The organism is Marininema mesophilum, assembly GCF_900106775.1.
GTDB classification, from domain to species: domain Bacteria; phylum Bacillota; class Bacilli; order Thermoactinomycetales; family DSM-45169; genus Marininema; species Marininema mesophilum.
Window position 1 is genome coordinate 66,515 of record NZ_FNNQ01000005.1, and the last position, 26,279, is coordinate 92,793.

Here is a 26,279-nt window from a genome sequence, read left to right on the forward strand (position 1 = left end):
GTCTTTTTATGGTTTCACATCGCCAGACCACCTGGCTTTAGGTTCGAGACCCTGCCTCTTTTTCAATCCATTGATAGGCTTGATCCCAATGTGTCATCCGGTATACCCCTTTGGACTCTGTGGTATATGCCATATTATAGATGGCATCCATCACTACCGTCGGTATCTTCGCTTGAATTAAATTATCTAGATGATGGGGATCATCTTCAAAAAAGAGTTCCACACCTAATTCCCGCGCAACCTTCCCTTTATTCTGGGAGTTCATGTATAAGTTCTCACCATCATAAGGAAACCCATGCTTCTCTAACCACTCCCGTGTCACACAGGCAACCTTCTCTATATTGGGGCGCGCGGTAATAAAATAAATCGTATGCCCTTTTTCCTTTAAATCGGTTAATACCTTTGCAGCATTTTCCAAAGGGATGCCTAGGGCGTAAATCTTAGCCTCTAGCTTTCGCCATAAACGGCGCCCTTCCTTACGAGTAATTCCATATGCCTTATCCATATAAAAATCCTTAACATCCTTGCAATTTACGCACTTCCCCAATTCCTCATTAAAAGAAGTAACCGCTGCATCCCGGGTATTCTTAATCGTTCCATCAATATCTACACCGATAATCATGGCAGACTTCCTCTCGTTGAAATCTCCTCTATTATCCCACACTCAACAAAGAACTTTCATTCTTTATCGTGTGAATCATCAAATTAAACAAAAAAAAGAGCCCCATATATGTCGTGGCCTCCTCAGTTTCGAACCTGCTCTCGCAGGTGGGTGCTCTGCACTAATGTTAACAGGTCCCATAGGGCATCTGCGCTCATCCGTGACGCAAGCTCCCGCTATAATGGTGTTGGCTCAAAACTTTCGGAAACCCACGTACATCTCAGGGCTCTCTTTTTGTGATTTTATTTTAACACAGCGATCTATTCAGAATCAAGTCACTGATTCCTTATCGAGATATGAAGTTCGCGCAGTTGACTCTCTTCCACAGACGATGGCGCCTGGGTCAAAAGGCAACTTGCACTCGCTGTTTTCGGGAAGGCAATCGTATCCCGTAGGTTGCTTCTACCCGTCAATAGCATCACCAGACGATCCAATCCAAAAGCTACACCACCATGGGGAGGTGCTCCATACTCAAAGGCATCTAAGAGGAAGCCGAACTCTTCTTTCGCCTGTTCCTTGGTAAACCCGAGTGTACGAAACATCGCTTCTTGTACTTCTCGGCGATGAATCCGCTGACTACCCCCACCCAATTCGTAACCGTTGAGTACCATATCATAAGCCTTTGCCCTTACTTTCCCTGGGTCTGTCTCAAGAAGTGGCAGATCCTCATCCATCGGACTGGTAAAGGGATGGTGCTCTGCAAACCACCGATCCGCTTGCTCATCATAAGAAACCAATGGGAACTCGGTCACCCAGGCAAACTTGAATACGTCTTTTGGAATCAAGCCGAGGCTATTAGCCAAGCGAACCCGAAGTTCTCCCAATACCTCAGCAGATTTTTTGGGTTGATCGGCGATGAAGAAGAGAACATCTCCCGTTTCCGCTTCAGTCGCCTTCATGATATCATGCCACTCGGTTTCATTGAGGAATTTGGCAACTGGGCCTTTTGCCCCTTCTTCTTTTACTGATAGCCAAGCTAACCCTTTAGCACCCAATTGCTGAGCCTCTGCCCCCCACTCATCGATCTGTTTCCGGCTCCAACCCGCCTGCCCCTTCACGTTAATCGCACGAACACGGCCTCCCCCCGCAACAGTGGAAGCAAAGACCCCAAAACCACTCTCCTTTACGATCTCGGAGAGATCCACGAGTTCCATTCCAAAACGCAGATCCGGACGGTCAGAACCAAAACGATTCATCGCCTCGCGATAAGTGAGACGTTCAAAGGGAGTGGAAACCTTTAATCCAATGGTCCTTTCACAAAGCTTGGCCACCATTTCCTCCATCATCGAAAGAAACGTCTCTGGTTCAATAAAGGATGCTTCAATGTCCACTTGCGTAAATTCTGGTTGCCGATCAGCACGCAGATCTTCATCCCGGAAGCAACGGACAATTTGGAAATAACGCTCCATTCCTGATACCATCAGGAGTTGTTTAAAGATCTGAGGAGATTGGGGTAGGGCGAAAAATTCACCTTCATGAACACGACTGGGTACAAGATAATCCCGCGCACCCTCGGGGGTACTCTTCGTCAACATCGGAGTTTCAACTTCGATGAAGTCATGATCCGAGAGAAAACCACGGATGATCTGCATCGCCTGATGACGAAGGGTCAAGGTCCGTTGCATCGTTGGACGGCGAAGGTCGATATAGCGATGTTTCAGGCGGATGGTTTCATCCACCTCAATATCATCCTCAACAGCAAAGGGAGGGGTCTTCGCTTCGTTGATTATCTCTAACTCCTCAGCAAAGATTTCGATCCTGCCCGTTTTCATCTTGGTGTTCACCGTAGTTTCTGCCCGGGAAACCACTTGTCCTCGCACAGCCAATACATACTCACTACGAACTTTTTCAGCAATTTCACTTGCCACTGGCGCATGCTCGGGGTTACATACCACTTGGACAATACCAGAGCGGTCACGTATATCGAGGAAGATCAGCCCTCCCAAATCCCTCCGCTTCTGAACCCAGCCATTGATCGTAATCGTTTCGCCTACATGATGTTTGTCCAATTCCCCACAGGTATGTGTTCGGTATCGCATCTATCGTCGCCCCTTCATCAGCTTTGACCTTTTCCACAAGCTTCACGGATATAGGTCGCCAGTTTATCCAATTGAATCGTGTTTTGCTCACCTGTGGCCATCTCTTTGACCACAACCTGATTTTTCTCCAATTCATTCTCACCTACAATGGCCACATAACGGGCAGAGGCGCGATCCGCCGCCTTCAATTGCCCTTTCATTTTACGATCCAGGTAATCTCGCTCAGCGGTCGACCCCATCTGGCGTAACTCCTTCAATAGCAGAACAGAACGTTTCTTCGCCGCATCACCTAAGGAGACGATAAAACAATCGACACCGCTCGCCAAGGGCAAGTCAACTCCACGGCTCTCCAATGCCAGCAGCACCCGTTCTAAGCCAAGAGCGAAACCAACCCCTGGCATTTCAGGACCTCCGACCTCTTGAACAAGGCCATTATACCGACCACCACCACCAAGCGATCCAGCATGGCCTCCTTGACCTTCTAAGATATACTCAAAGGCTGTTTGCGTATAGTAATCCAATCCACGGACTAAGCGTGTATCAAGATACCACTCCACACCTAGAAGGTCCAAACTCTCTTTTACTGTTTCAAAGTGAGGCGCACACTCTTCACATAGGAAGTTCACCATCCGCGGAGCATCTTCCGTTACCCGTTGACACCCTTCCTTTTTACAATCAAGGACTCGCATCGGATTTTGCTCCAAGCGGGTGTGACAATCTTTACAAAGCTCTTCTTTATAAGGAGTGAGGTATTCCACTAACTTTTCCCGATAGCGAGGACGGCACCTAGAACAACCTACACTGTTGAGTGCTACTTTCACCCCACTAACTCCTACCGAACGAATAAACTGCCACCCGAGATCGACCAATTCCGCGTCTAATACAGGATCCACGGCACCAAATGCTTCGATCCCAAACTGATGAAACTGTCGTTGACGGCCTGCTTGAGGACGTTCGTAACGATACATCTGACCGATGTAGTACCATTTGGTTGGTTGGGGCTCCCCGTATATTTTTTTCTCAACAAAGGAGCGCACAACGCCTGCCGTCCCTTCTGGACGAAGTGTAAGACTTCTCCCGCCTCGATCCATAAAGGTATACATCTCTTTACTTACGATATCCGTGGTTTCGCCTACGCCCCTCTGAAATAACTCCGTTTGTTCAAAAAGTGGGGTGCGAATCTCAGAAAAGTTATACCGACGACAAAGCTCACGTGCCTTCTCTTCGATGTATTGCCACTTTTCCACCTCACCTGGCATTAGATCAACTGTGCCCCGGGGTATCTGAAAGCTCACCTTACACGCCTCCTTTTTTCTCCAAAATATAAAAAATCCCCCGCCACTGACCGCAATGTCAGGGACGAGAGATTGGTTAACAATTCCCGTGGTACCACCCTTGTTGAAGGCTCATCGATATGCCTTCCACTCAACGCCAGGTAACGTCTGGCGAACCGTCCAGCTCTATTATCCCATCAGGGAGTTCGACCTGGAGCCTCTGGGTGTCTTTCCTTGAACTGGTACAGAGAGGCGCTTACAGCCAATGACGCCTCTTCTCTGACTGTCCTTCGATCAAGTACTTTTCCCTTCATCGGCGAAATGGTTAGAGAGTAAACTCTCTTGATTATATAAGTCAGTATTGTACGGGATATTCAATCATAAGTCAAGAGACGCTGAAAAATCCTCGCCCAAATTTCTGTTTTTGTACTATAACAGTATTTACATATTCCATCTGTTATATTATAATATCTGTATTAGTACAGATGAGGGGGAATGACAATTGTATACGCAAAAGGAAGTCTGTCCTGTCTGTGGCCAACCAATCGAGGAAAACCGCGATACTAAGTTAAATGAATGTTGTTCTGCTCAATGGATTAAGCAACAAATCGATAACTCTTATCTCTGATTAACAACTTGATCACTTCTCTTTGACTGTCCCGATTCGCTTCTATTTATATCCTTTGCACTTATCCCCGAAATGGGGTTTTTTTGTGTTGTATTACAGAGGATAATCATTACTACTCTACTCCTGAGGGGTTATCTGCTGTGCATTGGCAATCTTCGCAGCATATTCACGATAGTTGCTAATCACGGGGATAGAAGAAGGAAGAGGCCACTCTAAATACTTCAATGCATGAGCCGTATTATACAAAACGACCCGTTCTCCAGCCCGAATATCTCCCGTCTCACGCAAACGGAGCAAGCTAGCAAAGACAATAGCACCCTCTGGCGAAGCAGAAATCCCCTGATGTTCCATATAATTTTGTGCCTGTCTGATCTCTCTCTGGTCAACAGCGACTGCTGTTCCACCTGTCTTACGAAGAATCGATAAAATGAGACCCCCTGCTGGTGGATTCGGCACACGAACACCTGTAGGAGACGAGGTCGTATCCTCACTGTAGGGAACAAAATCCTTTGCTCCTGAGTGAAAGATATCAACGACAGGGGTACATCCAACTTCCTGTACACTGACAAATCGCGGAAGATCTCCATGGAGGAGTCCCATCTCTTTCAATTCACAAAGGGCTTTCCAAATTCCGATCAATCCCGACCCTCCACCAGTTGGATACAATAATACATCCGGCATTTCAAAGGAGAGCTGTTCTGCCAATTCGAGACCCATCGTCTTTTTGCCCTCAAGTCGACCTAATTCCTTCGCAGTCCCAGCATTGATCCAACCTTCTGACGATTTTCCATCTTCTATTATCTTTCCTGCATCATGGATAAGGCCATTCACACGATAGGTTTTAGCTCCATAACGCATAGACTCTTCTACAATAATTCCTGGACAATCCATCGGTACAAAAACAAAGGCTTCCAATTTCCCACGTGCCGCATATGCCGCTAACGCTGAGGCGGCATTTCCATTGGACGGGACCGCTACCTTATTGATCCCTCGTTCTTTTAGCAACGAGACTGCCACAGAAAATCCTCTTGCTTTAAAGCTTCCGGTTGGGTTTTGTTCATCTCTTTTCACCCACAAGCGGTTCAAGGAAAGCTTCTCTTCCCAATCTGGAATCCGGATCATCGGTGTCCAACCCTCACCTAGGGTAACTGCCTCTTCAGGATGCTCTACAGGCAGTAGCTCATGATAACGCCACATTGTGGAGGCTCGTTCCCTCAAAGGAGATGCTGCCCAACTCGCCTTCACCCGCTCCAGGTCATAACCAACAAAGAAGATACCTCCACACGTACACTGACCTATTCCAGCATCATAGGGAATCTTATAGGAACATCCCGAACAGACTAACCATCCATCCTTCATTCTCTTCCCTCCCGGATTCCTTCGCCTGGTTTGAGTTGTCCAGTAGCTTCTTATACCTATTTCCTCAGTGTATGCGACCTTTAGCAAAATGAGAAAATGAAAGCAATATGCCCAAATGAACCCATTTACAATGATGTTAATTTCCCTCAGAATAACCTTTTCGCTTTTGTGTACATTTTAAAACAAATTCTAAAAAATAACAAGGTTTTTCAACTAATGCTAATGTATTTCTTATTAAAATACAAACAATTTTTCTTATATTTTATTACTAACAACATCTTAAACTTCCCTTTATATAAACAAAAACTTCTACCAAAATCAGAAGGAACCTTTTCAAATTAATTTATTTTTTGTTCTATTCAATTTTTTGCTCGATTATTAATGAGCATGTTTCACGAAACGTGCTCATTAAATATTTCAATATAATTCCATTTTGAATGGTACTATTTGTTAAAGTGGTAAAATTATTCCCTTATTGAAATATGAAAACGCTTTTACTACAATGGGTTTATGTTTATACAACGAAAAATGTATTTTATACAAGGAGTGGTAGATACAGATGAAATTGACGTCTTTTGACTTTTGGCAAAAGTTTGGGAAAGCATTGTTAGTAGTTATTTCTGTGATGCCAGCTGCAGGTTTATTGATTTCTCTCGGAAAATTACTTGGTATGACAGCTGGCGATATCAGTTTCCTTAGCACAATTGCAAGAATCATGGAAGATATCGGTTGGTCCGTTATTACTAACTTGCACATTTTATTTGCAGTAGCAATTGGGGGTTCTTGGGCAAAGGAACGTGCTGGAGGAGCACTTGCAGGATTATTAGCATTTGTAGTAACCAATCGAATTACAGGTGCAATTTTTGACGTAGACAGTGCCATGTTAACGGATTCAAAAGCGAAGGTTTCTTCATTACTAGCTGGAGATTTACTTGTAAAAGATTATTTTACTTCTATTCTTGGTGCACCAGCATTAAATATGGGAGTATTTATTGGTATCATTTCGGGGTTTTTAGGAGCAACACTTTATAATAAATATTATAACTTCGACAAATTACCAAATGCGTTGGCTTTTTTTAATGGCAAACGATTTGTACCATTTATGGTAATCATCGGTTCGACAATTACAGCGATTGTATTATCGTTTGTATGGCCTCTCTTTCAAAGTGGTTTAAATGAATTTGGGCGTTGGATTGCAACTTCAAAGGATAGTGCACCCGTTCTTGCACCGTTTGTATTTGGAACGTTAGAACGCTTATTACTACCATTTGGGCTTCATCATATGTTAACGATTCCAATAAATTACACCGAGCTTGGTGGCACCTATACAATGCTGTCAGGGGCAAAAGCAGGACAAGCTGTAGTGGGACAAGATCCCCTATGGTTTGCTTGGATTACAGATTTAAATAACTTATTAGCTAAGGGTGATATGAAAGCATACAATGATTTATTAAACAATGTCGTTCCAGCACGTTTTAAAGTAGGACAACTTATTCTTTCATCTGGAGCATTACTTGGTATCGCATTGGCCATGTACCGTAATGTAGATAAAGAAAAGCGTCATAAATATAAACCCATGTTCCTCTCTGCGGCATTAGCAGTATTTCTAACAGGTGTAACCGAACCAATCGAATTCTTGTTTATGTTCATTGCACCCGTATTGTATATTGTATATGCTATTACAACTGGATTAGCATTCGCTGTAGCAGACCTTATTAACTTGCGTGTTCACGCGCTTGGGTTGATTGAGTTGTTAACTCGGACACCATTGCTTATAAAAGCAGGTTTAGCAAGAGATCTAATCAATTTTGTTGTTGTAACAGCTGTATTTTTCGGATTAAACTACGCAATAGCCAATTTCTTAATTAAAAAGCTCAATTTACCGACGCCGGGACGCGCTGGTAATTATACTGAAAGTGAAGAAGATGCTACTGCAGATGGAAAAGAAGACAACAATGTGGCTACAAATGGAACGGAAGGCTCATTAGCAACAAGTGTTATTGAAATGCTAGGCGGGAAAGATAATATTGTTGATGTAGATGCCTGTATGACACGTTTACGTGTCACAGTGAAGGAGACAGATGGTGTTGCAGAAGAAGCGAAGTGGAAACAAAAAGGGGCTTTAGGATTGATTGTGAAAGATAAAGGGGTCCAAGCAGTTTATGGACCGAAAGCGGACATAATAAAATCAGACATTCAAGATATCTTAGGAGTTTAATCACATGGACGTGTTAACTTTAAATTGCCATTCTTGGCAAGAAGAAAACCAGATAGAAAAAATAAAATACCTTGCAAAAACAATTCAAGAAAAAAAGTATGATGTCATTGCATTGCAAGAAGTAAGTCAATCTATGGAAGCAGAACATGTATATGGTGACAATAAACGAGATAATTATGGGATTGTATTACTTGATGAACTGAAGAAGCTTGGTGTAGTAGATTACCAGATGGTTTGGGGGTTCTCGCATCTTGGTTTTGCCACATTTGAAGAGGGGTTGGCAGTTCTAACGAAGTGTCCAATTATTAAAGAAAGATCTTTCTTTGTATCAGAAAGCGAGGACACAAATAATTGGAAAACACGCAAAATCGTTAGTGCAACCATCTCTTATAAAGATCAACCGATAACTATTTATTCATGCCATCTTGGTTGGTGGGATGATGAGGAAGAACCCTTTCAAAAACAAGTAGATCGATTAATGGGGCAAGTGAACAACCAAGAGCTTTCTTTCTTAATGGGTGATTTCAATAATAATGCCCATTTGAGAGGAGCAGGCTACGATTATCTCATGCAACAGGGTCTATATGACACTTACGAATTGGCGAAACAAAAAGATGATGGAACGACTGTAAAAGGAAAAATTGCTGGTTGGAAGGAGAATAAGCAAGACCTACGAATTGATTTCGTTTTAAGTAATCAAGCTATAGAGGTGATCTCCTCCCAAGTTATCTTCAACGATATTAATTATCGTGTTATATCAGATCACTTTGGGGTTGAAGCGAAACTAAATATATGAATATAGAAGAAACCCTCATGGCCTATAAGCTATGAGGGTTTCTTATGGGTACATTTGGGACACTCCTACTTGAACGCAGTTTTAGGTCGATATTGTACCCTCTGATAAATTAAGAAAAAGCAACTCTTTTTAACGAAGAGTTGCTTTTTCCACACTCTGATAGGATGCTATGTTGCATCCTTTTTTGTTTTAAACCTGATAAATCCTTGTTTCATAAGGCTTTAGAGTTATCGTAGTAACCTTATCATGTGCTTCGACTTCGTAGTTACTTAATAGCAGACGATCACTTTCTAACTTGAACTGATTCTCATCATATACAACTTGATCCTTTGATATATTGCTAATCACAACCACTTTTTCATTGTTTAGCGTACGCGTATACGCATAGATTTGCGGATGATCTTCTAAAAGTAAATCATAGACTCCGTAGGTGAATACCTCGTATTTCTTTTTCAACGCAATCATTTGTTTATAAAAATTTAAAATTGAATGCTCATCAGTTTGTTGTTTCTGAACATTAATGTCCGGATAGTTTGTGTTGATCCCCAGCCACGGAGTTCCTGTCGTAAAACCAGCATTTAAATCGTCATTCCACTGCATAGGTGTTCTGGAATTATCCCGAGCGCTTGCCCAAATAATTTCCATAATCTCATCGTGGGAAACGCCTTCCTCGCGTTTTTTACGATATAGATTTTTTGCCGCAACATCATTATAGTCTTCAATATTTGGAAACTGCACATTTGTCATACCAATCTCTTGTCCTTGGTAAATAAATGGAGTTCCCTGCATAAAGAAGTACATCGCACCTAAAGCTTTTGCACTTTCGCGCCAATATACTCCATCGTTGCCCCAGGTAGAGACAATCCGCGTTCTATCGTGATTTTCAATATAAAGTGCATTCCACCCTTTATTCTCTAAACCTTTTTGCCATCGCGTGAAAATACGCTTCAGTTCAACAACATCTAAATCTTTCTTTGTTTCAGCATCCCATAAGCTTACATGCTCAAACTGGAATATCATATTAAATTTCCCTTTTTGCTCTCCAACCCAAAGTTCAGCATCTTGGACATCTACACCGTTCGCTTCACCAACAGTCATGATGTCATACTTTGAGAACGTATTCTCTTTTAACTCTTCTAAAAGCGGTTGAATCCCCTCAACATTCATATGTTTGTCAAATGAAGAAACATACTTTAATCCATCTGGATTAGGCATATCTTTCAAGCCTTCTTCTTTTTTGATATGACTAATCGCATCCACTCGAAAACCATCTACGCCTTTATCAAGCCACCAATTAACAGTGTTGTATAATACTTCACGGACCTCTTTATTTTCCCAATTCAAATCCGGTTGCTTTCGTGAGAAAAGGTGTAAATAATATTGGTCTGTTTTCTCATCATACTCCCATGCCGATCCATTAAAAATACTTTCCCAATTATTCGGCTCTTTACCATTCTTTCCATCCCGCCAAATATACCAGTCACGTTTTGGATTATCTTTAGAAGAACGTGATTCGATAAACCATTGATGTTCATCACTTGTATGATTAATAACTAAATCAATGATCAACTTCATATCACGGCTATGAACTTCTTCTAATAGCTGATCAAAATCTTCCATCGTCCCAAATTCATCCATAATATCTTGGTAATCACTAATGTCGTAACCGTTATCATCATTTGGTGATTTGTACATCGGACAAATCCAAATTACATCGATCCCCAAATCCTTCATATAATCTAATTTTGAAATAACACCTTGTAAATCTCCAATACCATCACCATTTGAATCCATAAAGCTACGCGGATAAATTTGGTATGCTACCGCTTCTTTCCACCATGTTTTACTCATAACCCCTTCTCCCCCCTATGTATATAAATGCAAGCATTTTCATAATGCAATCATAACAAAATATGATGAGTTTGCAAGGGATGTCGAATAGCCAAAGTTAGGAGAAAAAAAGCCCCCTTGTGGTCATTTTTTGGAAATGCCTATCCCAAAATAACGCACAAAGAAGCCTTCTCATGAGATTTATCGTTCGGTATCACCTGGGATTTCACTTCACGATTAACCATTACTATTTTCACGGAGTGAAATGTAAAATTGTAAGGTTATTCTACCTTACTCCTCCTCAAATGGGATGACAGTAACCGTAAAAGTTCCGGTAGTGGAGTTGCCATTCGTATCCGTGGCCACACAGGTAACAATCGTCGCTCCCACTGGGAAAAAAGAGCCCGAGGTAGGAGTGCAGGTGGCCGTGATCACACCCGGGCAATTATCGGTGACCGTGGGATCGGGATAAGTCACGATCATTCCAATGGAGTTATTCGCCTCAACGTCAATATCTCTAAGGTTCGTAAAGACAGGCGGTTCGGTATCATTCACCGTGACCGTAAAGGTACACGCTTCTATATTCGCTGGGTTCAGGTTACTGGCTGCAGTACAAGTGACTGATGTTGGACTACCCACTGCTACGGTATCTGGATCGCAGGAAGTGGCAACATTGACGCACTGATCCGATGGGAAAGGAACGGTTGCTGCACAGATTCCAGGATCATTGGGTAGCACTTGATCCGAGCAGGTTAAAGGGCGGACACAGTCGTCGAGAAAGACGGAGACACTGTTAACATTTGCATCGGCGGTAGCTATGTCAGGGGCCCCATCATTATTAAAATCGGCGCTAGTGAGCACGTTTGGATTAGTTCCGGTGGCAAAGGTAGTTTGAGGACCAAAGGTACCATTTCCGTTTCCTAGCAAGATGGAGACGGTATTATCTACTTGATTGGTGACAGCGAGATCCGGAATGCCATCACAGTTAAAGTCTGGACTTGTCACAAAAGCTGGAATCGTTCCGGTGGCGAAGGTGGTTTGAGGACCAAAGGCTCCAGTACCGTTTCCTAGCAAGACGGAGACGGTGTTATCTACTGCATTAACGACAGCGAGATCGATAAACCCGTCATTATTAAAATCGGCGCTAACGATCCCGGCTGGGGCAGCACCGGTGGCAAAGGTGGTTTGAGGACCAAAGGCTCCAGTACCGTTTCCTAGCATGATGGAGACGGTGTTACTTCCTTGATTGGAGACAGCGAGATCCAGATTGCCGTCATTATTAAAATCGGCACTAGTAACCCCAAATGCAATATTTTCTGTGGCAAAGGTGGTTTGAGGACCAAAGGATCCGCTACCGTTTCCTAATAGGACGGAGACGGTGCCATCTGCTAGACTAGTGACAGCAAGATCCAGATTGCCGTCATTATTAAAATCCGCGCTAGTAATCCCGCTTGAATTACCTCCGGTAGCAAAGGTAGTTTGAGGACCGAAGGATCCAGTACCGTCACCTAGCAAAACGGAGATGGTAGCATCTCCTGCATTTACGACAGCGAGATCGAAATTACCATTATTACTAAAATCAGCGCTAGTAATCCCGGTTGGACTAGTTCCGGTGGCAAAGGTAGTTTGAGCACCAAAGGTTCCGCTACCGTCTCCTAAAAAAACGGAGACGGTGTTACTTCCGGCATTAGTGACAGCGAGGTCGATATTGCCGTCATTATTAAAATCAGCGCCAATAACCCCGATTGGAGTAGTATCGGTGGCAAAGGGGCCCGTAGTAACAAAGGCGGGACAAACCATAAATATTCCTCCTCATGAACCTCATTTCCAGTAGTAGCCTATGCTTCGATATGGTAAAGGGTTAATTAGCGGCCGGTATGCTTCATAATAGAGGCAACAAATACTGCGGATGTTACCCTCATTGGTCCCTAAAACATCCTGCGGCAGGGTTGTCGATTAGCCAACGTTTAACCTGAATGGTTCTGTAACTGATCGACAACTCTGATAAATTTACATAATTATCACACTCATTATCCTCTCCTTAATACACACTTCATATCTCGTAATTACACTATGTAGTGATCACACGATAAGGAGAGGTTGCCAAGTGTTTCGATTGGTAAAAAAGGTAGCGGTCTTCACCCTGATGCTCGCCCTAGTCGGTATTTCTCCCTTCAGTGAATGGTCTGCGAATAAGACACTGGCAGAATCCCAGAGTACCTTTGAAAATGTCGCTCATCGGGGGGCTTCCGGTTATGCTCCTGAAAACACCATCGCTTCTTTTGATAAAGCAGTTACGATGAAGGCAACCTCCTTTGAGCTGGATGTCCAGCGAACCAAAGACGGGCGTCTGGTGATTATGCATGATACAACGGTTGATCGTACCACCAACGGAAAAGGTTCTGTTAAAAACCTTACACTCAAGCAAATCCGTGAACTAGACGCAGGAAGCTGGTTCGATAAATCCTTTGCCGGTGAAAAAGTTCCTACCTTAGAAGAGACACTCAACCGCTATCGAAATAAACCCATCCGCATCCTTATCGAGCTGAAAAAACCCGAACTCTACCCTGGAATTGAAAAGGAAGTCGCCCAAATGGTTACTAAAACAGGGCTGACCCGTGATCCAAATAAAGTGGTGGTTCAATCCTTTAATGCTCCCTCGGTTAAAAAATATAACCAACTCCAACCCATAGTAAAAACAGGCGTACTTGTCAGCTTAACGGAATATGCATCGGGGGTCTCCGATAACAAGCTTACGGAATGGAAAGCTTTTGCAGACTACATAAACCCCAACTACAAACTTGTCAATAGTAGCCTTGTGAAACGCATCCACAACCTAAAAATGAAGACCCTCCCCTATACCCTCCCTGACAAAAAATCAGCAACAAAGATACGAAGCACAGGTGTTGATGGTATCATCTCCAACTATCCTGAGTTCGGTAAGTAAGGAACACGTTAACCTGGGACGAAAACGTCTCAGGTTTTTTCTATTCCAAACATTTTCCCATTCATATCATCCCTAAATGTGATATATTTGTTTTATACAAAGAAATCTAGTTTCATTAAATGAAACAGGAGGTTTCAATTAATGGAGGAAAACAAACAAGCCGTACAAAAACAATTTACCCAGACAGGAACCAGTTATCGAAAAAGCACGATTCACGCAAGCGGTTCTGACCTTACCTGGATCTCAGAACTTGCAGGTTCACCGATGCTTGCTCTGGATGTAGCTACAGGTGCAGGACATACCGCTTTTACCCTCAGTTCAATCGCTAACCGTGTCGTTGGTATGGACCTAACGGAAAGAATGTTACAAATTGCAGAGGAGGGGGCACGCCAACGTAAGCTGACCAATATCACCTGGTTTCAAGGTGATGCAGAAGCGATCCCCTTCCCAGACAAACTTTTTGACTTGGTCACCTGTCGGATTGCTGCACACCACTTTCCCCATCCCGAACGCGCTTTTTTTGAATTCCGCCGTGTACTCGTGCCTGGTGGTAAATGTATTTTCATTGACAACTATGCCCCCTCTGAACCTGGGGCGAACTTATTAATCAATGAAGTCGAACGTTTACGCGATCCATCCCACTTCTATGCCTGGACAAAAAATGAGTGGCAAGAATACATCGCAGCAGGAGGACTTACATCGATATCCCTTCAACACGAATGGACAAACACCGTTGAGTTAGAAGACTGGTTCCGTCGAGCAGATACCCCTCTCGCCTCTCGTTCAGAAGTACGCCGTTTACTATCGACTTCCTCTCCCACCTTGCAACGACTATTTGACTTTGATCTTGTTTCACCAGCTCCTTATCTTCTTTTGCACAAGGGACTCTGGACAGCTCAGCGCCCTTTGTAATTACCAAGGAGGGTACATCATTGCCTATCGATTTTTTTGCCGAGCATAATCGGTCTTCCTATGCTTCTCGTACTGCTGATCTCGACTGGTGTAGATGGTTAAAACAAAGAGTAAATCCTCAAGGTAAAGTCATTGTCGATCTAGGATGTGGTGGTGGGATATATAGCCGTGTCTTTCTTGGCATGGGCGCCCAGCAAGTAATCGGTATCGACTCCTCCCCAGTGATGCTAAAAGAAGCGGAAGCGACCACACCAAGTGATCGTGTACATTGGCAACTAGGCGACGTAACTGATACCGGTCTTGCTGATGAAACAGCGGATCTACTTTTCCTTCGAGCAGTCATTCATCACCTGACCGACCTTGCCCCCATTCTTGCTGAGTGTCGGCGCATTTTAAAGACGGGTGGCACATTATTGATCCAAGATCGAACACCAGAAGATTGTCTTCTCCCTGCGGAACCCCATCACTTGCGTGGCTACATCATGTCCTACTGTTCAGAGTTACAAAAAATCGAAATCGCTCGGCGCCATCACAGAGAAGATGTCTCCCATGCGATGAACATCGCAGGATGGAGTGAAATCAAATCCGAAACTCTCTGGGAGACGCGATGTACCTATAACACCCTGGATGAGTTGGAAAAGGAGATTCTCAATCGAACGGGCCGCTCTATTCTACATGATCTCTCCGATGTTGAACTTCTCTCTCTCACCCAGAAAATTCATCAGGAATATACCACCCAAGGAATCCTTACTAATATTCCTGACCGTGATCGCTGGACAGTATGGACTGGAACCAAGGTAGGTAGTTAAATAAACCTCCATTTTATTGATTTCCACATTTTCACGCGACCCTTTCTCTCACCACCTAGCTCGTCAGCAGTGAAAAAAAGCCTTTGCAAAGCTTTTTGACTGACATGTAGACCGGACACGTACGACGAGTAACACCCCGCTATGAGGCTTCTAGAAGCCATAGGCGGGGCGTTCTATATCAAAACATAGTTCACTAATTATAGCGCATTAATAATGCTAGATCACCTTTTCTCGGGAATATACCTACTCGAACAAAGCCAACTTTTTCATAGCACCTAATGGCCGCCTTATTTCTAGGATCGGGATCAAGGATAACGGTCATTTCATTATTTTCAGCTAACAGCTGGTCAATAAATTTCTTAATAAAACTTGTCCCATATCCTTTCCCAACAAAATCAATTTCCCCAATAAATTGATCGATACCAATAGTATTTTTAGGCAACTTTGGTAGCCAGGTTTCTTTTGAACGATCGACGGGATAGGCCTGTAAAAAACCAATGGGAATATTGCCGTACGAAACAAAATATAGAGAAATTTCAGTCGAATGGATTCGCTTCAAATAAGAGTCGAAAAAATCTTCTTTTTCTTTCGGAACAGGCCACCATTTCTTGACATGGGGCTCTTGAAACCATCGATGTAATAATGGTAAATCCTTTTCTTCTAGACAATTAAAAATAAAAAAATCTTGTATTGACATCTTCTCATTCTCCATTTAGGGTACCACCCTACTACTGTTATTTTTTCTAACCACAGAATAGCTTAGATGTCCTCTTTGGCTAGAACGCAATGGGGAAAATGCTTACGTTGTCTTTTGTCCAAACTCTATTATATCTTCTTACATAAAATAGAGTAATGGCAAACGCTCCTATAGGAAAGAAGTTTAAGCGGCAACGGTGAAGACGCCATTTAAGAGGAGAGCTATCCAGAAAAAAACGTCCTCTGACAAAGCTAGAGGACGTTAGCTATTTCTACTCATCACCAGGGTTTTGTCGATTCATCACTGTCAGCGCTTTGCGATCAATAACCACGTAAAAATTCTTTGTGAGAGAAGCTTTAGTACATATGGTGCTCTAAATATCTTTGAAGCGAAAATCGGATTATGTTCTCTGTTGAGGTGGGAAAAATCCTCTACGGGATCCGTATTCTATCAAATTAGATACAAACTTTGCATCAGGAAATTCGCATACCGTATCAACTGCTTGCAAAATGCGTTGCGTATATTGACACGTTGGGATTGCTAAAGAATTTTCAGCTGTTTCTTCTAGTAAAGGCACTATCAATTCCAATGCATATTTCTGTTCGTCAGATAATGTATCATCTTCAAACAAGTTGAAAAAAAGTTCATTGCTTACCATATCGATAGGATGGCCGTTCTGTCTCAAGTATTCAATAAACTGCTTCCATTCCAATTGAACAGGATTGCAAATATGAAAAGTTTCTCCTTCTGTACCCTTTGTACACGCCAATTGCACAATGGCTTTACTACCAAAATCGATGGGTACTAGATCAATGTACGTATGGATGTCCGGTGCCATTTTTAGGATTAAGATAGCTTTTATCAATCGATAAAAAGCACTACCTTCAATATTCTCTTGAAACCTTCCGCCAAGCGTATCCCCTACTAGGTTTCCTACACGATACACTGTTGCTGGTACACCCTTTTTCATTGCTTCTCTTACTAATTTTTCTGCCATAAATTTACTTTCTACATACACATTCTCTAACTGCTGTCCCCTGTCAAATTCTCGTTCAGAAAACAGAAATTCTTTAGCATCATGAGGAGCATGTCCAGAAATGCTAGTTGTTGAGATATAGTGAAAACGCGCTTGTGCGTCTTTACTCATTTGCAATAAGTATTTAGTAGATTCCACATTGACCTGTATAAAATACTCTCTGTCTCCGTAATGACGCACATCTCCACCACAATGGATGATCGAGTCTATATCCTGAATCAATTGTTCTCTAATATTTGGTGTTAAGTCCAAATATTCTTTGCTCAAATCTCCTTCAATGAAATGAACGCGATTTTCCATTTTTTCTATAATAGAACTCCCAAAGTAAAACTGCATTTTTTCTCGCACTTTTTGTTCTATTGAAGTTTGTTTTTGATTTCGAACTAGGCAATAAATCACTGTCTCAGGAAAACCTAGTAGCTGTTCTAAGATAGAGGAACCAAGGAAACCTGTTGCACCTGTTAATAATACACAACGAGGTGGTTGTTGTATTATTTCATCCCATTTCTTTCTGTTTTCTTGCTCAGAAAGATGAATTTGGTTTTCCTTAAACTCTTCCACAACTGGTGTTAACCTATTTCCTTGTTGAAGCGCATCTGCCTCTATTTTCCCCGCCATTTCTTCTATTGTAGGATAGCGAAAGAAATCCTGTATACGCAAGTTAGGAAAGTAAGGTTTTAGTCTCACCAAAACAGGCATAATTTTTAATGAGTGTCCTCCTAGAGCAAAGAAATCATCTTGTATGTTTAACTCTTTGATGTCTAATACTTCTTCCCAAACATTAGCTAGTATCTTTTGTGTTTCTGTAACAGGTGGTTGGAGTTTGCTACTTTTCCTGTACTGTATCTGATTCTGCTCTAGTAATTTTTGAACATCGATTTTGCCATTTTGGGTGACAGGAATCTCTGGTACACAAACATATCCTTTTGGTACCATATATTCCGGTAATATTGCGGAAACATGATTATATGCTTCTTCAGTACCTACTTTTGCTTGGTTATAAACAGTGAAATAGGCATGCAATTCATTTCCTTCCTTATCAGGTAGAACCACCGCTTGTTGAATACGAGGCTCTTGCACAAGTACATCCTCAATTTCACCTAGTTCAATACGATATCCCCTTATTTTCACTTGTCTATCACGTCTACCCATATACTCTATATTTCCATTTAGTGATAGTCGCGCTAGATCGCCTGTTCGGTATAAAATAGAATGCTTTTCTTTAGAAAACGGGTTAGGCAAAAATGATTGTTTGGTTCTTTCTGGCTGATTTACATACCCGACTGCTGTTCCAACACTTTCAATGTACAGTTCGCCTATTACTCCAATAGGACACAGCTGCATGTTTTCATTTAAAATATAAGCTTTTGTATTAGTAATAGGCTTTCCAATAGGAATATGAGTGACACTACTGCCTAATTCGGTAGGAATAGTGTAAAACAAAGAACTAACCGTTGTTTCCGTAGGACCATATTCATTAACGATTTTTACCGTACTGTCCACATTAGATTGCCATTGTCGAATAGCTTCTGCCGATGCAGCTTCTCCTCCAATAATTAACACACGTAAACTATCTAACGAAACGAGATGTTTTGAAGATAATCCATATGCTAATTGTTTAAAAAAGGCTGTTGCCACATCTGAAATCGTAATGTTATAAGTAGCAACTGCATCGAAAAATGCCTGTGGGGAATACCGTTGTTCCTCATTTAACAGGTGAAGTGTTGCTCCCGTTAATAAAGCCGAAAAAATTTCTGCTACAGACGAATCAAAACTGTGAGAAGCAAATTGGGAAACTACATCTTGCTCTGTTATATGAAATGCTCGTGAACGCCATTCCACTAAATTGAGTACGCCCGCATGGCGGAGTAATGTACCTTTTGGATTTCCCGTGGATCCAGATGTGTAAATCATATAAGCTGTATCTTCTGCTGTGTTTTTGTTTAAGATGTCTTGAGTCGCAGACGATGCTAACATATCTTCTATGACAACTACGTTTCCATCATGTGATAGTGATTCTTTTTTCAGAGACTTATTTGTTAGAATCAGCTTTGCCTTACTATCATTTAATATATAAGATACACGTTCCGATGGATATTTGACATCAATTGGCACATAGGTACCGCCAGATTTAAGTACCCCTAGCATACATAAGATACTTTCGACACTACGATCTAAGAAAATGGTAGCTACATCACTGTGTTGCATTCCTTTTTCAATCAAATAATGAGCAATTTGATTAGAATATTGATTCACCTCTTCATAGGTATACGAACCATCCTCTGTAGAAATTGCAATCGCGTGGGGTCTATTATGCACTTGCTGATAAAAACGTTCCTGTATAGACGATTGTAAGGGCATCGGCATATACGTATCGTTCAATTTTTCATACACCGTTTTATCTGTCTCACTCAACATATCCAATTGACAAAGAGGAGTCGTAAAATCGGTCTGTATGAGCTGAATCAGTTGAAACAGTTGTTCTGCAAAACGTGAAATCGTTTCTCTTTCAAATAGATCAGCATTGTATTCCAAGTCCATCACTAGGTCATCTTCTGTTTCCACAAATGTAAGAGATAACTCAAATTTACTAATCGCTTGATTTACTGGCTCTATGTTCAGTTGATGCGATTTACATTGTTCTACTAGATTCTGCTGATAACTAAACATCGTTTGGAAAATGGGATTTTCATTTATTCGGTCAGGGTTTACTACTTCAATTACTTTATCAAACGGATAATTTTGATGCTGGAATGCCAAAAGAGATTTCTCTTTTACGACTTCACACAATTCTTTCATTGTAGAAGTGCCTGTTGTATTTACTCGAATGGCAACCGTGTTTACAAAGAAGCCTTGTACATCTTCAAATGCTTCATGTTGCCTGCCTGTCACAGGCGTTCCTACAATGAGGTCATTCTGCCCGCATATCTGCTGTAAAAATTGTGTATACACAGCGAATAGCAAAATAAATAGGGAGACTCCCTCTTGTTCTGCAATCTTTTTTATATCTGACAAATACACAGAATCCATCTTCTTAGAAAGCACTCCACCGCGATTAGAAGGAGTACTAGGATGCATCCGATCATATGGCAGTGATAATTGAGGTAACTCGCCTTTAAACTCCTGTTCCCAATATTGCTTTTCTGTGTCCCATGTTCCTACGGCTAGATGTTCGTTTTGCCATGCAACATAATCTACATATCGGGCCGTTGGTTTAGTAGCATAAACAAGCGTATCTTGCAATATTGCATTATATATCTCCAACAATTCCTTTATAAATCGTTGTAAACTCCATTCATCCATAATAATATGATGGAAATTCAAATATAACCAAGAGCAATCTTCACTCTCTGAGAATAATATTGCTCGGAATAACGGACCTCGTTCAAACTCAAAGGCCTTAGAATCAATCTCTTCAATACTCTTCAGCCGATAGGCTGCTCGTTTTCTCTTGTCAATATGGGTTATATCCACGTGTGTAGATGTAGCATGTATCTCTTCGTGAATGTGTTGCACTGGCTCCCCTTGTTTTTCCATGAAAACCGTTCGGAAGATTTCATGCCTTTTTGCAATTTCATACAAAGATTTGTTCAATATATCTTCTTTTATACCAGGCCGTATTTTCACCTGAACAGGGATGTCATACGTTCTATCCTCTGGAAACCTTTTGTATAAAAACCAAAGTCTTTTTTGGGCATGTGATAACGGATAATACGTCCGTTCAGGAATTTGCGTGACGATGTTCTCGATACCTATAGGCTGTAATTGATCGATATAGTCAGCACATGCATGAATGGTTCGATATACATAAAGGTCTTTTAAACTGATCTGCACATGGAATCTAGATTGAATCCGATTAATGACTTGGACTGTGAGGAGAGAATGCCCACCTATTGTGAAAAAATCATCATCGATACTTATCTGATCAGCATTCATTCGTAAAACTTCTGCCCAGATACTTTGTAATTGCACTTCAGTATCTGTATTGGGCGGAATATACTTATGGGTACGGTTTTCTAACAAGGAGCCCACTTGCTTTTGTAGTGACTTATAATCTATCTTTCCATTCGGTGTGAAGGGAAGCTCACCTACACCTTGCATGTAATTCGGCAGCATATAATAAGGTAACTTTTTCGAAAGGTATCCTTGGATATCTTCAGCATTCACACTAGTCCCTTTTTGCAATATATAAAAAGCAATCAATTGCTGATCACCATTTTTATTCTGATGAACGATTACCGATGCATGCTGAATAGCTGGGTGTTGAAGTAGTTGCTCTTCAATCTCTTCTAACTCGATACGATATCCACGAATCTTCACCTGCTTATCTATACGCCCTAAAAATTCAATTTGTCCATCTTGTGTAATACGACCCTGATCACCACTTTTATATACTCTCTCCATGGAGGAATTTGGTGATTGTACAGTCACAAATGCCTCTTTCGTTTTATCGGGTTGATTAATATATTGTTGTGCAAGGCTACTTCCACCAATATAAATCTCTCCAGGAACATATGGCGGACAAATTTGCTGTTGTTCGTTCAAAATGTAAATTTGTGTATGTGATAATGATCTTCCAATCGGTATATTGGTCTGTGTTGCATTTATCTTGTCGATAATCGGATAGGTGGCAACACATACTGTCGATTCTGTTGGACCATATGCATTTACAACCGGAATTAACAATCCGACCTTATCTTGCCATTTGCGAACCGTTTCCGGTAGTAATGTCTCACCTCCAACAAATATATAGTTCAATGATTTCAATTTTTTTAATTCATCAACAGACGCTTGCGTTAAGATATGGAAAAACGCAGTAGGTAAAAGACAGAAATTGACTTGTTGTTTTTGAATCGCTTCCATGAAGTAACTGGAAGATTTCCTTTCCATTTCAGATAAAACATACAGTCTTCCTCCAGTAAGCAAGCAACTATAGATTTCCCAGACAGATGCATCAAAGTTAAGCGATGCAAATTGCAAGTGTACATGACTTTGCTGTAAATGATACGTACCTTTCAAGGATTGTATAAAGTGAATGACTCCCTGATGAGGAATTAATACACCTTTAGGATTTCCGGTAGAGCCAGATGTATAAATGATATAGGCAGCATCATCTATTGAATTTGTATGTTTTCTTTTTTCAGCAATGAATTGTGTAGGCATGTCTTCATATATAATCACTTGTTTGCCTACTTGAAAAGGTTGTAAACTAACCTTTTGACTTGTAATAATATGAGTAGATTCACTATCTTGTAAGATGAAAAGAACCCGATCTATCGGAAAATCTGGATCTACAGGTACATAAGTACCTCCTGCCTTTAGAACTCCAATCATAGACACAATGGCCTCTATACTACGATCCATAATAATGCTTACTCGATTTTGTTTTTGCAACCCTTGATGAAGTAAAGTTTGCGCCATTCGATCTGACAAGGTCCGTAATTCTTGATAAGTGATACTCTGCTGGCCCATCGTTATAGCAATACCATTTGGCTGTGTATCCGCTTGTACATCAATGAGTTGATCTAATGGTTTAGACAGTACATCGCTCTCAGCAAATGTGTAATTACGTTGATATACATCATAATCTTGCGGTAAAAGTAATTCCAAATGGCCTATAGGCATCTTACTATTTTCCAGCAATACCCGTAGTATATTTTGAAACCTATCTACAAAATTCTGAATGTCTTTTTCATCATACATGCCAGAATTAAAGTCAATTTCAAGATTTAAAGAATCTCCTTGATTTTGAACTAATCGCCATACCATATCAAAAACACTTACTCGCTTCTGATGAGTGATGACTTTCGTTTCAAAGTTTTCCATTTTCAATTTCGGGAGTTTTACCATGTTAAATACTGTTGAATATAAAGACAGTTTATTTCCTTTTCGATTCTTATCTAATTGCTGGATCAAATGGTTCATTGGAAAATGCCGATGCACGATAGCTTCTTGTACCGTTTTATTCACTTTTTGAACTAACTCTGTAAACGTTTCGTTTGGTGAAAATGCTATGCGCACCGGAACGATGTTCACAAAGTAACCAAATACCTCTCGCTCTCGTTCATCACGACTTCTGGTGTTTATTGGCATTCCAATTAACAGGTCTGTCTGATTTGTCATCTGATGTAACAATACAACGTAAATGCTAAGCCATACACGGTATGAGCTCACATGATTTTCCTTGGAAAATTGTTTTACAAAATTAGACAGAGTAGGCGTTATAGCAGATTGTAAAGCACCTCCTTGATATGTTGTTACAAGCGATCTTGCGGACCTTGTTGGAAATTCACTCCACGATAATGTGCCGTCTAATTTCGCACGCCAATACTCCCCAGAAGAAGCATACTCTTCCGATCCGATATAATTTTGATGTTTATTTAGAAGCTTTTTATATTCGTTTATTCCATCATCGTTTTTTTCCATTTCAATAGTTTGATTTGATGAATAAGCTCGTTCTAAATCTTTCAGGAATAATCCTAAACTCCAACCATCAAAAATAATATGATGGAACATCAGATGAAGGAAATATTCATTTGACTCCAATCGATACAGTTGAAACCGAAACAAGGCATCTGAGGTTAAATTAAATCTTGTGTGAAGGTTTGATATTAATGATTCTTCCAACATTTGATTTTTTTCAAACATAGAATAGGATGGCCAGTCATAAAATTCCAAATCTACATATAACTGTTCTTGTTTAATTTGTTTTAAACCTTCATTCGTGGATACAATATTCATTTGTAACGCTATATGTTTCTCTACAACATGTTGCAAGGCTCTTTGCAGTCTTTTACGATCTAAATTTCCTTTTATTTGTATAGAAACGGGTTCATTATAAATACCAGCTTCTAAGTCCATTTGACGAGCCAACCATAATACCTTCTGGTTTTCTGTTACATCGTATTGTTTTTCGGTTATCAACTTAGGGTTTTCTAATTTTGTATCCATAATACTATTCCTCCTTAGAATAGGGCATATCACTATTTACAATCCACTGCCTTAAGGCAAGGATTCTTGGGAGCCCCATCCTCTACTGATAGGATCTACTCCAACTCCAAGCTTAGACGGTCTACCCAACCATAAATACGCAAAGGCCCTTCTTACAAAATGTTCTTTGGATGCGAAAAGAATCCGCTCTTCTACTTCACTTGATTTTGCAACCTTCATCCAACCCGGTTTCGATTGGCTACCACCTGGTTTCATTCCATTCCGTTAAAAATTGGTTAAATACAAACTTACTACATCCGATGGATTAGTTAATGATAATGGTTTGCTACTTTATGGAATTCAAGTAATATTTAATAAATTTATACATTAGTAGACCTTATAATTTATTTTATTATATACGAATATGATCACACTTGGGAAGGGGTAAAAAACTCACGCTTCCTCGTCTGTCTCGTGTAAAATCCTATCGCTTTGTCAAAATGAGTTCTGATCTTTGGACCTCTCGGGCAAAAAAAAGAGCACCCGGCGAATACCGTATGCTCTTCAATTCCTCATTTTCCAATCACTTTTTTACTTAGATTAAATTTTGTTTCATCAATGGTTGTCTTTCTAGGATCGGAATCAAGGATAGCGGTCATTTCATCATTTTCAGCTGCATAGGGAAAATGCTTACCGTTGTCTTTTGTCCAAACTCTATTATATCTTCTTACATATAATAGAGTAATGGCAAACGCTCCTATAGGAAAGAAGGTTTCAACCATTGGTTTTGATGACAATTATAACTATGTTGGTTACACTATTGTTTATTCTTTGGAGACCTAGAGGAATTAATGAAGCAATTCCTGCGACGATAGGTGCGATTCTTGTCATACTCATTGGAAGTGTTTCATTATCGGACGTGGGTCAAATCGCAGAAACAATAAGCGGTGCAGCCATCACCATTATAGCCACAATTGTGATGGCTATTGTCTTAGAAAGCTTTGGATTCTTTCACTGGATGGCAGAGAGGATCGCCGTCAAAGCGAAAGGATCAGGCATTCGCTTATTCTGGTATGTCAACCTCCTATGTTTTTTGATGACACTTTTTTTCAATAACGATGGTAGCATTTTGATTGCGACACCGATTATAGTGTTCTTACTGAATAAAATGGACTTGGAAAACCATCAAAAAATACCGTATTTGCTGTCTGGAGCACTAATTGCCACTGCTTCCAGTGCCCCGATTGGGGTAAGCAATATCGTAAATTTAATAGCATTGAAAATTGTGCATATGGATTTATATATGCAAGCGGCGATGATGTTTTTTCCAGCCACTCTTGGTTTATTGCTCCTTTCTATGCTACTATTTCTTCGTTTTTATAAGAGTATTCCAAAAACAATTCCTAACACGGTATCCGGCCTTACAGCCGCTAAATACTATGTACTTACACCTGTGTCCCCTCCTTTATCGGAGAAGGAACGTTCTCGTTTTATGCGCCAAATCCTCATTTTTGTACTTGCTGTCCGTGTGAGCCTCTTTATCGCTTCGTATTTTGGGATTCCTGTCTCTGTTATGGCCGTCATTGGCTCTGTCGTATTGCTAGGATGGAGATGGATTTCTCTAAAAATATCGCCGATTGATATTCTGAAAAAAACTCCGTGGTATATATTTGTTTTCGCCTTTAGTATGTACGTGATTATTTACGGATTGCATAACATTGGTTTAACAATATGGCTTATTCAGTTTATGGATCCCATAGTTTCCGGAAATCTGCTGCATGCAAGTATAATAATGGGTATGCTCTTATCTGTTCTATCCAATCTCTTTAATAATCACCCAGCGTTAATGGTTGGAACACTCGCGCTAACGGAAATGCATCTCAATCCGCTCACTTTAAAAATCTCGTATCTGGCAAATGTTATCGGAAGCGACATGGGATCGTTACTTCTTCCAATAGGGACACTAGCTACATTAATGTGGATGCATATAATAAATCGTGAGAATGTAAAAATTACGTGGTGGCAGTATGTAAAAGTCACGTTTATCGTCATCCCTCCTGCAACGTTATTTACGTTAATTATCTTGTATTATTGGGTTTCTTGGTTGTTTTAGCCAGGAGGGAAACATCATACTGATAGTAGG

The 26,279-nt window shown here is 41.0% G+C and carries 15 protein-coding genes, 1 other RNA gene and 1 other annotated feature; of the genes, 7 read left to right on the forward strand and 9 right to left on the reverse strand.

From position 1 onward, the window contains the following. Nucleotides 1–37 precede the first annotated feature (37 nt). The 4 genes from BLV90_RS06300 to hisS all read right to left on the reverse strand — a co-directional run bounded on the left by BLV90_RS06300 (nucleotide 38) and on the right by hisS (nucleotide 3,995). Nucleotides 38–622: a 5' nucleotidase, NT5C type gene (locus tag BLV90_RS06300; protein ID WP_091737998.1), complete on the reverse strand. Its 585-nt coding sequence runs from the start codon at nucleotides 620–622 to the stop codon at nucleotides 38–40. Nucleotides 623–717: 95 nt separating this feature from the next. Further along, nucleotides 718–891: non-coding RNA, 6S RNA (gene ssrS, locus BLV90_RS06305), on the reverse strand. A gap of 45 nt (nucleotides 892–936) precedes the next feature. Further along, the gene (gene aspS, locus BLV90_RS06310; RefSeq protein ID WP_091738001.1) at nucleotides 937–2,700 is read right to left on the reverse strand and encodes an aspartate--tRNA ligase; all 1,764 of its coding nucleotides are present in this window, start codon (nucleotides 2,698–2,700) and stop codon (nucleotides 937–939) included. 17 nt (nucleotides 2,701–2,717) lie between these two features. Continuing rightward, entirely contained in the window at nucleotides 2,718–3,995 is a 1,278-nt protein-coding gene (gene hisS, locus BLV90_RS06315; protein ID WP_091738004.1) for a histidine--tRNA ligase, read from the reverse strand. Nucleotides 3,996–4,052: 57 nt separating this feature from the next. Continuing rightward, nucleotides 4,053–4,297 (reverse strand) — a binding site (T-box leader). A 179-nt stretch (nucleotides 4,298–4,476) separates the two neighbouring features. Between hisS and BLV90_RS16650 the strand changes: the two genes are divergently transcribed. Then, on the forward strand, nucleotides 4,477–4,602 hold the full coding sequence (locus BLV90_RS16650; protein WP_281242003.1) for a hypothetical protein: 126 nt from the start codon (nucleotides 4,477–4,479) through the stop codon (nucleotides 4,600–4,602). Between the two features lie 117 nt (nucleotides 4,603–4,719). Here the strand turns inward: BLV90_RS16650 and BLV90_RS06320 are convergent, their stop codons facing one another. After that, on the reverse strand, nucleotides 4,720–5,961 hold the full coding sequence (locus BLV90_RS06320; protein WP_091738007.1) for a threonine synthase: 1,242 nt from the start codon (nucleotides 5,959–5,961) through the stop codon (nucleotides 4,720–4,722). A 559-nt stretch (nucleotides 5,962–6,520) separates the two neighbouring features. On the opposite strand from BLV90_RS06320, the gene BLV90_RS06325 reads away from it, so the two are divergent. Both BLV90_RS06325 and BLV90_RS06330 read left to right on the forward strand, forming a co-directional pair. Then, on the forward strand, nucleotides 6,521–8,179 hold the full coding sequence (locus BLV90_RS06325) for a PTS transporter subunit IIBC (RefSeq protein ID WP_091738009.1): 1,659 nt from the start codon (nucleotides 6,521–6,523) through the stop codon (nucleotides 8,177–8,179). Nucleotides 8,180–8,183: 4 nt separating this feature from the next. Continuing rightward, nucleotides 8,184–8,975: an endonuclease/exonuclease/phosphatase family protein gene (locus BLV90_RS06330; RefSeq protein ID WP_091738013.1), complete on the forward strand. Its 792-nt coding sequence runs from the start codon at nucleotides 8,184–8,186 to the stop codon at nucleotides 8,973–8,975. Nucleotides 8,976–9,164: 189 nt separating this feature from the next. Here the strand turns inward: BLV90_RS06330 and BLV90_RS06335 are convergent, their stop codons facing one another. Together BLV90_RS06335 and BLV90_RS06340 are read right to left on the reverse strand one after the other, a co-directional pair. Further along, nucleotides 9,165–10,826, reverse strand: a complete 1,662-nt coding sequence (locus BLV90_RS06335; protein ID WP_091738016.1) for a glycoside hydrolase family 13 protein — start codon at nucleotides 10,824–10,826, stop codon at nucleotides 9,165–9,167. A 270-nt stretch (nucleotides 10,827–11,096) separates the two neighbouring features. After that, a complete protein-coding gene (locus BLV90_RS06340; protein WP_091738019.1) occupies nucleotides 11,097–12,605 on the reverse strand; it encodes an FG-GAP-like repeat-containing protein in 1,509 nt (502 codons plus the stop codon). A 307-nt stretch (nucleotides 12,606–12,912) separates the two neighbouring features. Here BLV90_RS06340 and BLV90_RS06345 point away from each other — a divergent pair, with 307 nt between their 5' ends. The 3 genes from BLV90_RS06345 (at nucleotide 12,913) to BLV90_RS06355 (ending at nucleotide 15,473) form a co-directional block, all read left to right on the forward strand. Next, nucleotides 12,913–13,752 (forward strand): glycerophosphodiester phosphodiesterase, encoded by an 840-nt coding sequence (locus BLV90_RS06345; RefSeq protein WP_245726271.1) that lies wholly within the window; start codon nucleotides 12,913–12,915, stop codon nucleotides 13,750–13,752. A 141-nt stretch (nucleotides 13,753–13,893) separates the two neighbouring features. After that, nucleotides 13,894–14,664, forward strand: coding sequence for a class I SAM-dependent methyltransferase (locus tag BLV90_RS06350; RefSeq protein ID WP_091738022.1), 771 nt, complete (start codon nucleotides 13,894–13,896; stop codon nucleotides 14,662–14,664). A gap of 20 nt (nucleotides 14,665–14,684) precedes the next feature. Further along, entirely contained in the window at nucleotides 14,685–15,473 is a 789-nt protein-coding gene (locus BLV90_RS06355) for a class I SAM-dependent methyltransferase (RefSeq protein WP_177167924.1), read from the forward strand. 193 nt (nucleotides 15,474–15,666) lie between these two features. On the opposite strand, the gene BLV90_RS06360 is transcribed toward BLV90_RS06355, so the two are convergent. Continuing rightward, nucleotides 15,667–16,185 (reverse strand): GNAT family N-acetyltransferase, encoded by a 519-nt coding sequence (locus tag BLV90_RS06360; RefSeq protein ID WP_091738028.1) that lies wholly within the window; start codon nucleotides 16,183–16,185, stop codon nucleotides 15,667–15,669. Nucleotides 16,186–16,570: 385 nt separating this feature from the next. Then, complete coding sequence (locus BLV90_RS06365) at nucleotides 16,571–24,157, reverse strand: non-ribosomal peptide synthetase (protein ID WP_091738031.1); 7,587 nt, start codon at nucleotides 24,155–24,157, stop codon at nucleotides 16,571–16,573. A 769-nt stretch (nucleotides 24,158–24,926) separates the two neighbouring features. Between BLV90_RS06365 and BLV90_RS06375 the strand changes: the two genes are divergently transcribed. Then, complete coding sequence (locus BLV90_RS06375) at nucleotides 24,927–26,249, forward strand: arsenic transporter (protein WP_091738353.1); 1,323 nt, start codon at nucleotides 24,927–24,929, stop codon at nucleotides 26,247–26,249. Nucleotides 26,250–26,279: the final 30 nt, after the last annotated feature.

Bases quoted from the DNA above. Each gene is read 5' to 3' on its own strand.
- BLV90_RS06300 (WP_091737998.1), bottom strand. From the start codon at position 622: ATGATTATCGGTGTAGATATTGATGGAACGATTAAGAATACCCGGGAT.
- aspS (WP_091738001.1), bottom strand. From the start codon at position 2,700: ATGCGATACCGAACACATACCTGTGGGGAATTGGACAAACATCATGTA.
- BLV90_RS06320 (WP_091738007.1), bottom strand. From the start codon at position 5,961: ATGAAGGATGGATGGTTAGTCTGTTCGGGATGTTCCTATAAGATTCCC.
- BLV90_RS06325 (WP_091738009.1), top strand. From the start codon at position 6,521: ATGAAATTGACGTCTTTTGACTTTTGGCAAAAGTTTGGGAAAGCATTG.
- BLV90_RS06330 (WP_091738013.1), top strand. From the start codon at position 8,184: ATGGACGTGTTAACTTTAAATTGCCATTCTTGGCAAGAAGAAAACCAG.
- BLV90_RS06335 (WP_091738016.1), bottom strand. From the start codon at position 10,826: ATGAGTAAAACATGGTGGAAAGAAGCGGTAGCATACCAAATTTATCCG.
- BLV90_RS06340 (WP_091738019.1), bottom strand. From the start codon at position 12,605: ATGGTTTGTCCCGCCTTTGTTACTACGGGCCCCTTTGCCACCGATACT.
- BLV90_RS06350 (WP_091738022.1), top strand. From the start codon at position 13,894: ATGGAGGAAAACAAACAAGCCGTACAAAAACAATTTACCCAGACAGGA.
- BLV90_RS06360 (WP_091738028.1), bottom strand. From the start codon at position 16,185: ATGGAGAATGAGAAGATGTCAATACAAGATTTTTTTATTTTTAATTGT.
- BLV90_RS06365 (WP_091738031.1), bottom strand. From the start codon at position 24,157: ATGGATACAAAATTAGAAAACCCTAAGTTGATAACCGAAAAACAATAC.
- BLV90_RS06375 (WP_091738353.1), top strand. From the start codon at position 24,927: ATGACAATTATAACTATGTTGGTTACACTATTGTTTATTCTTTGGAGA.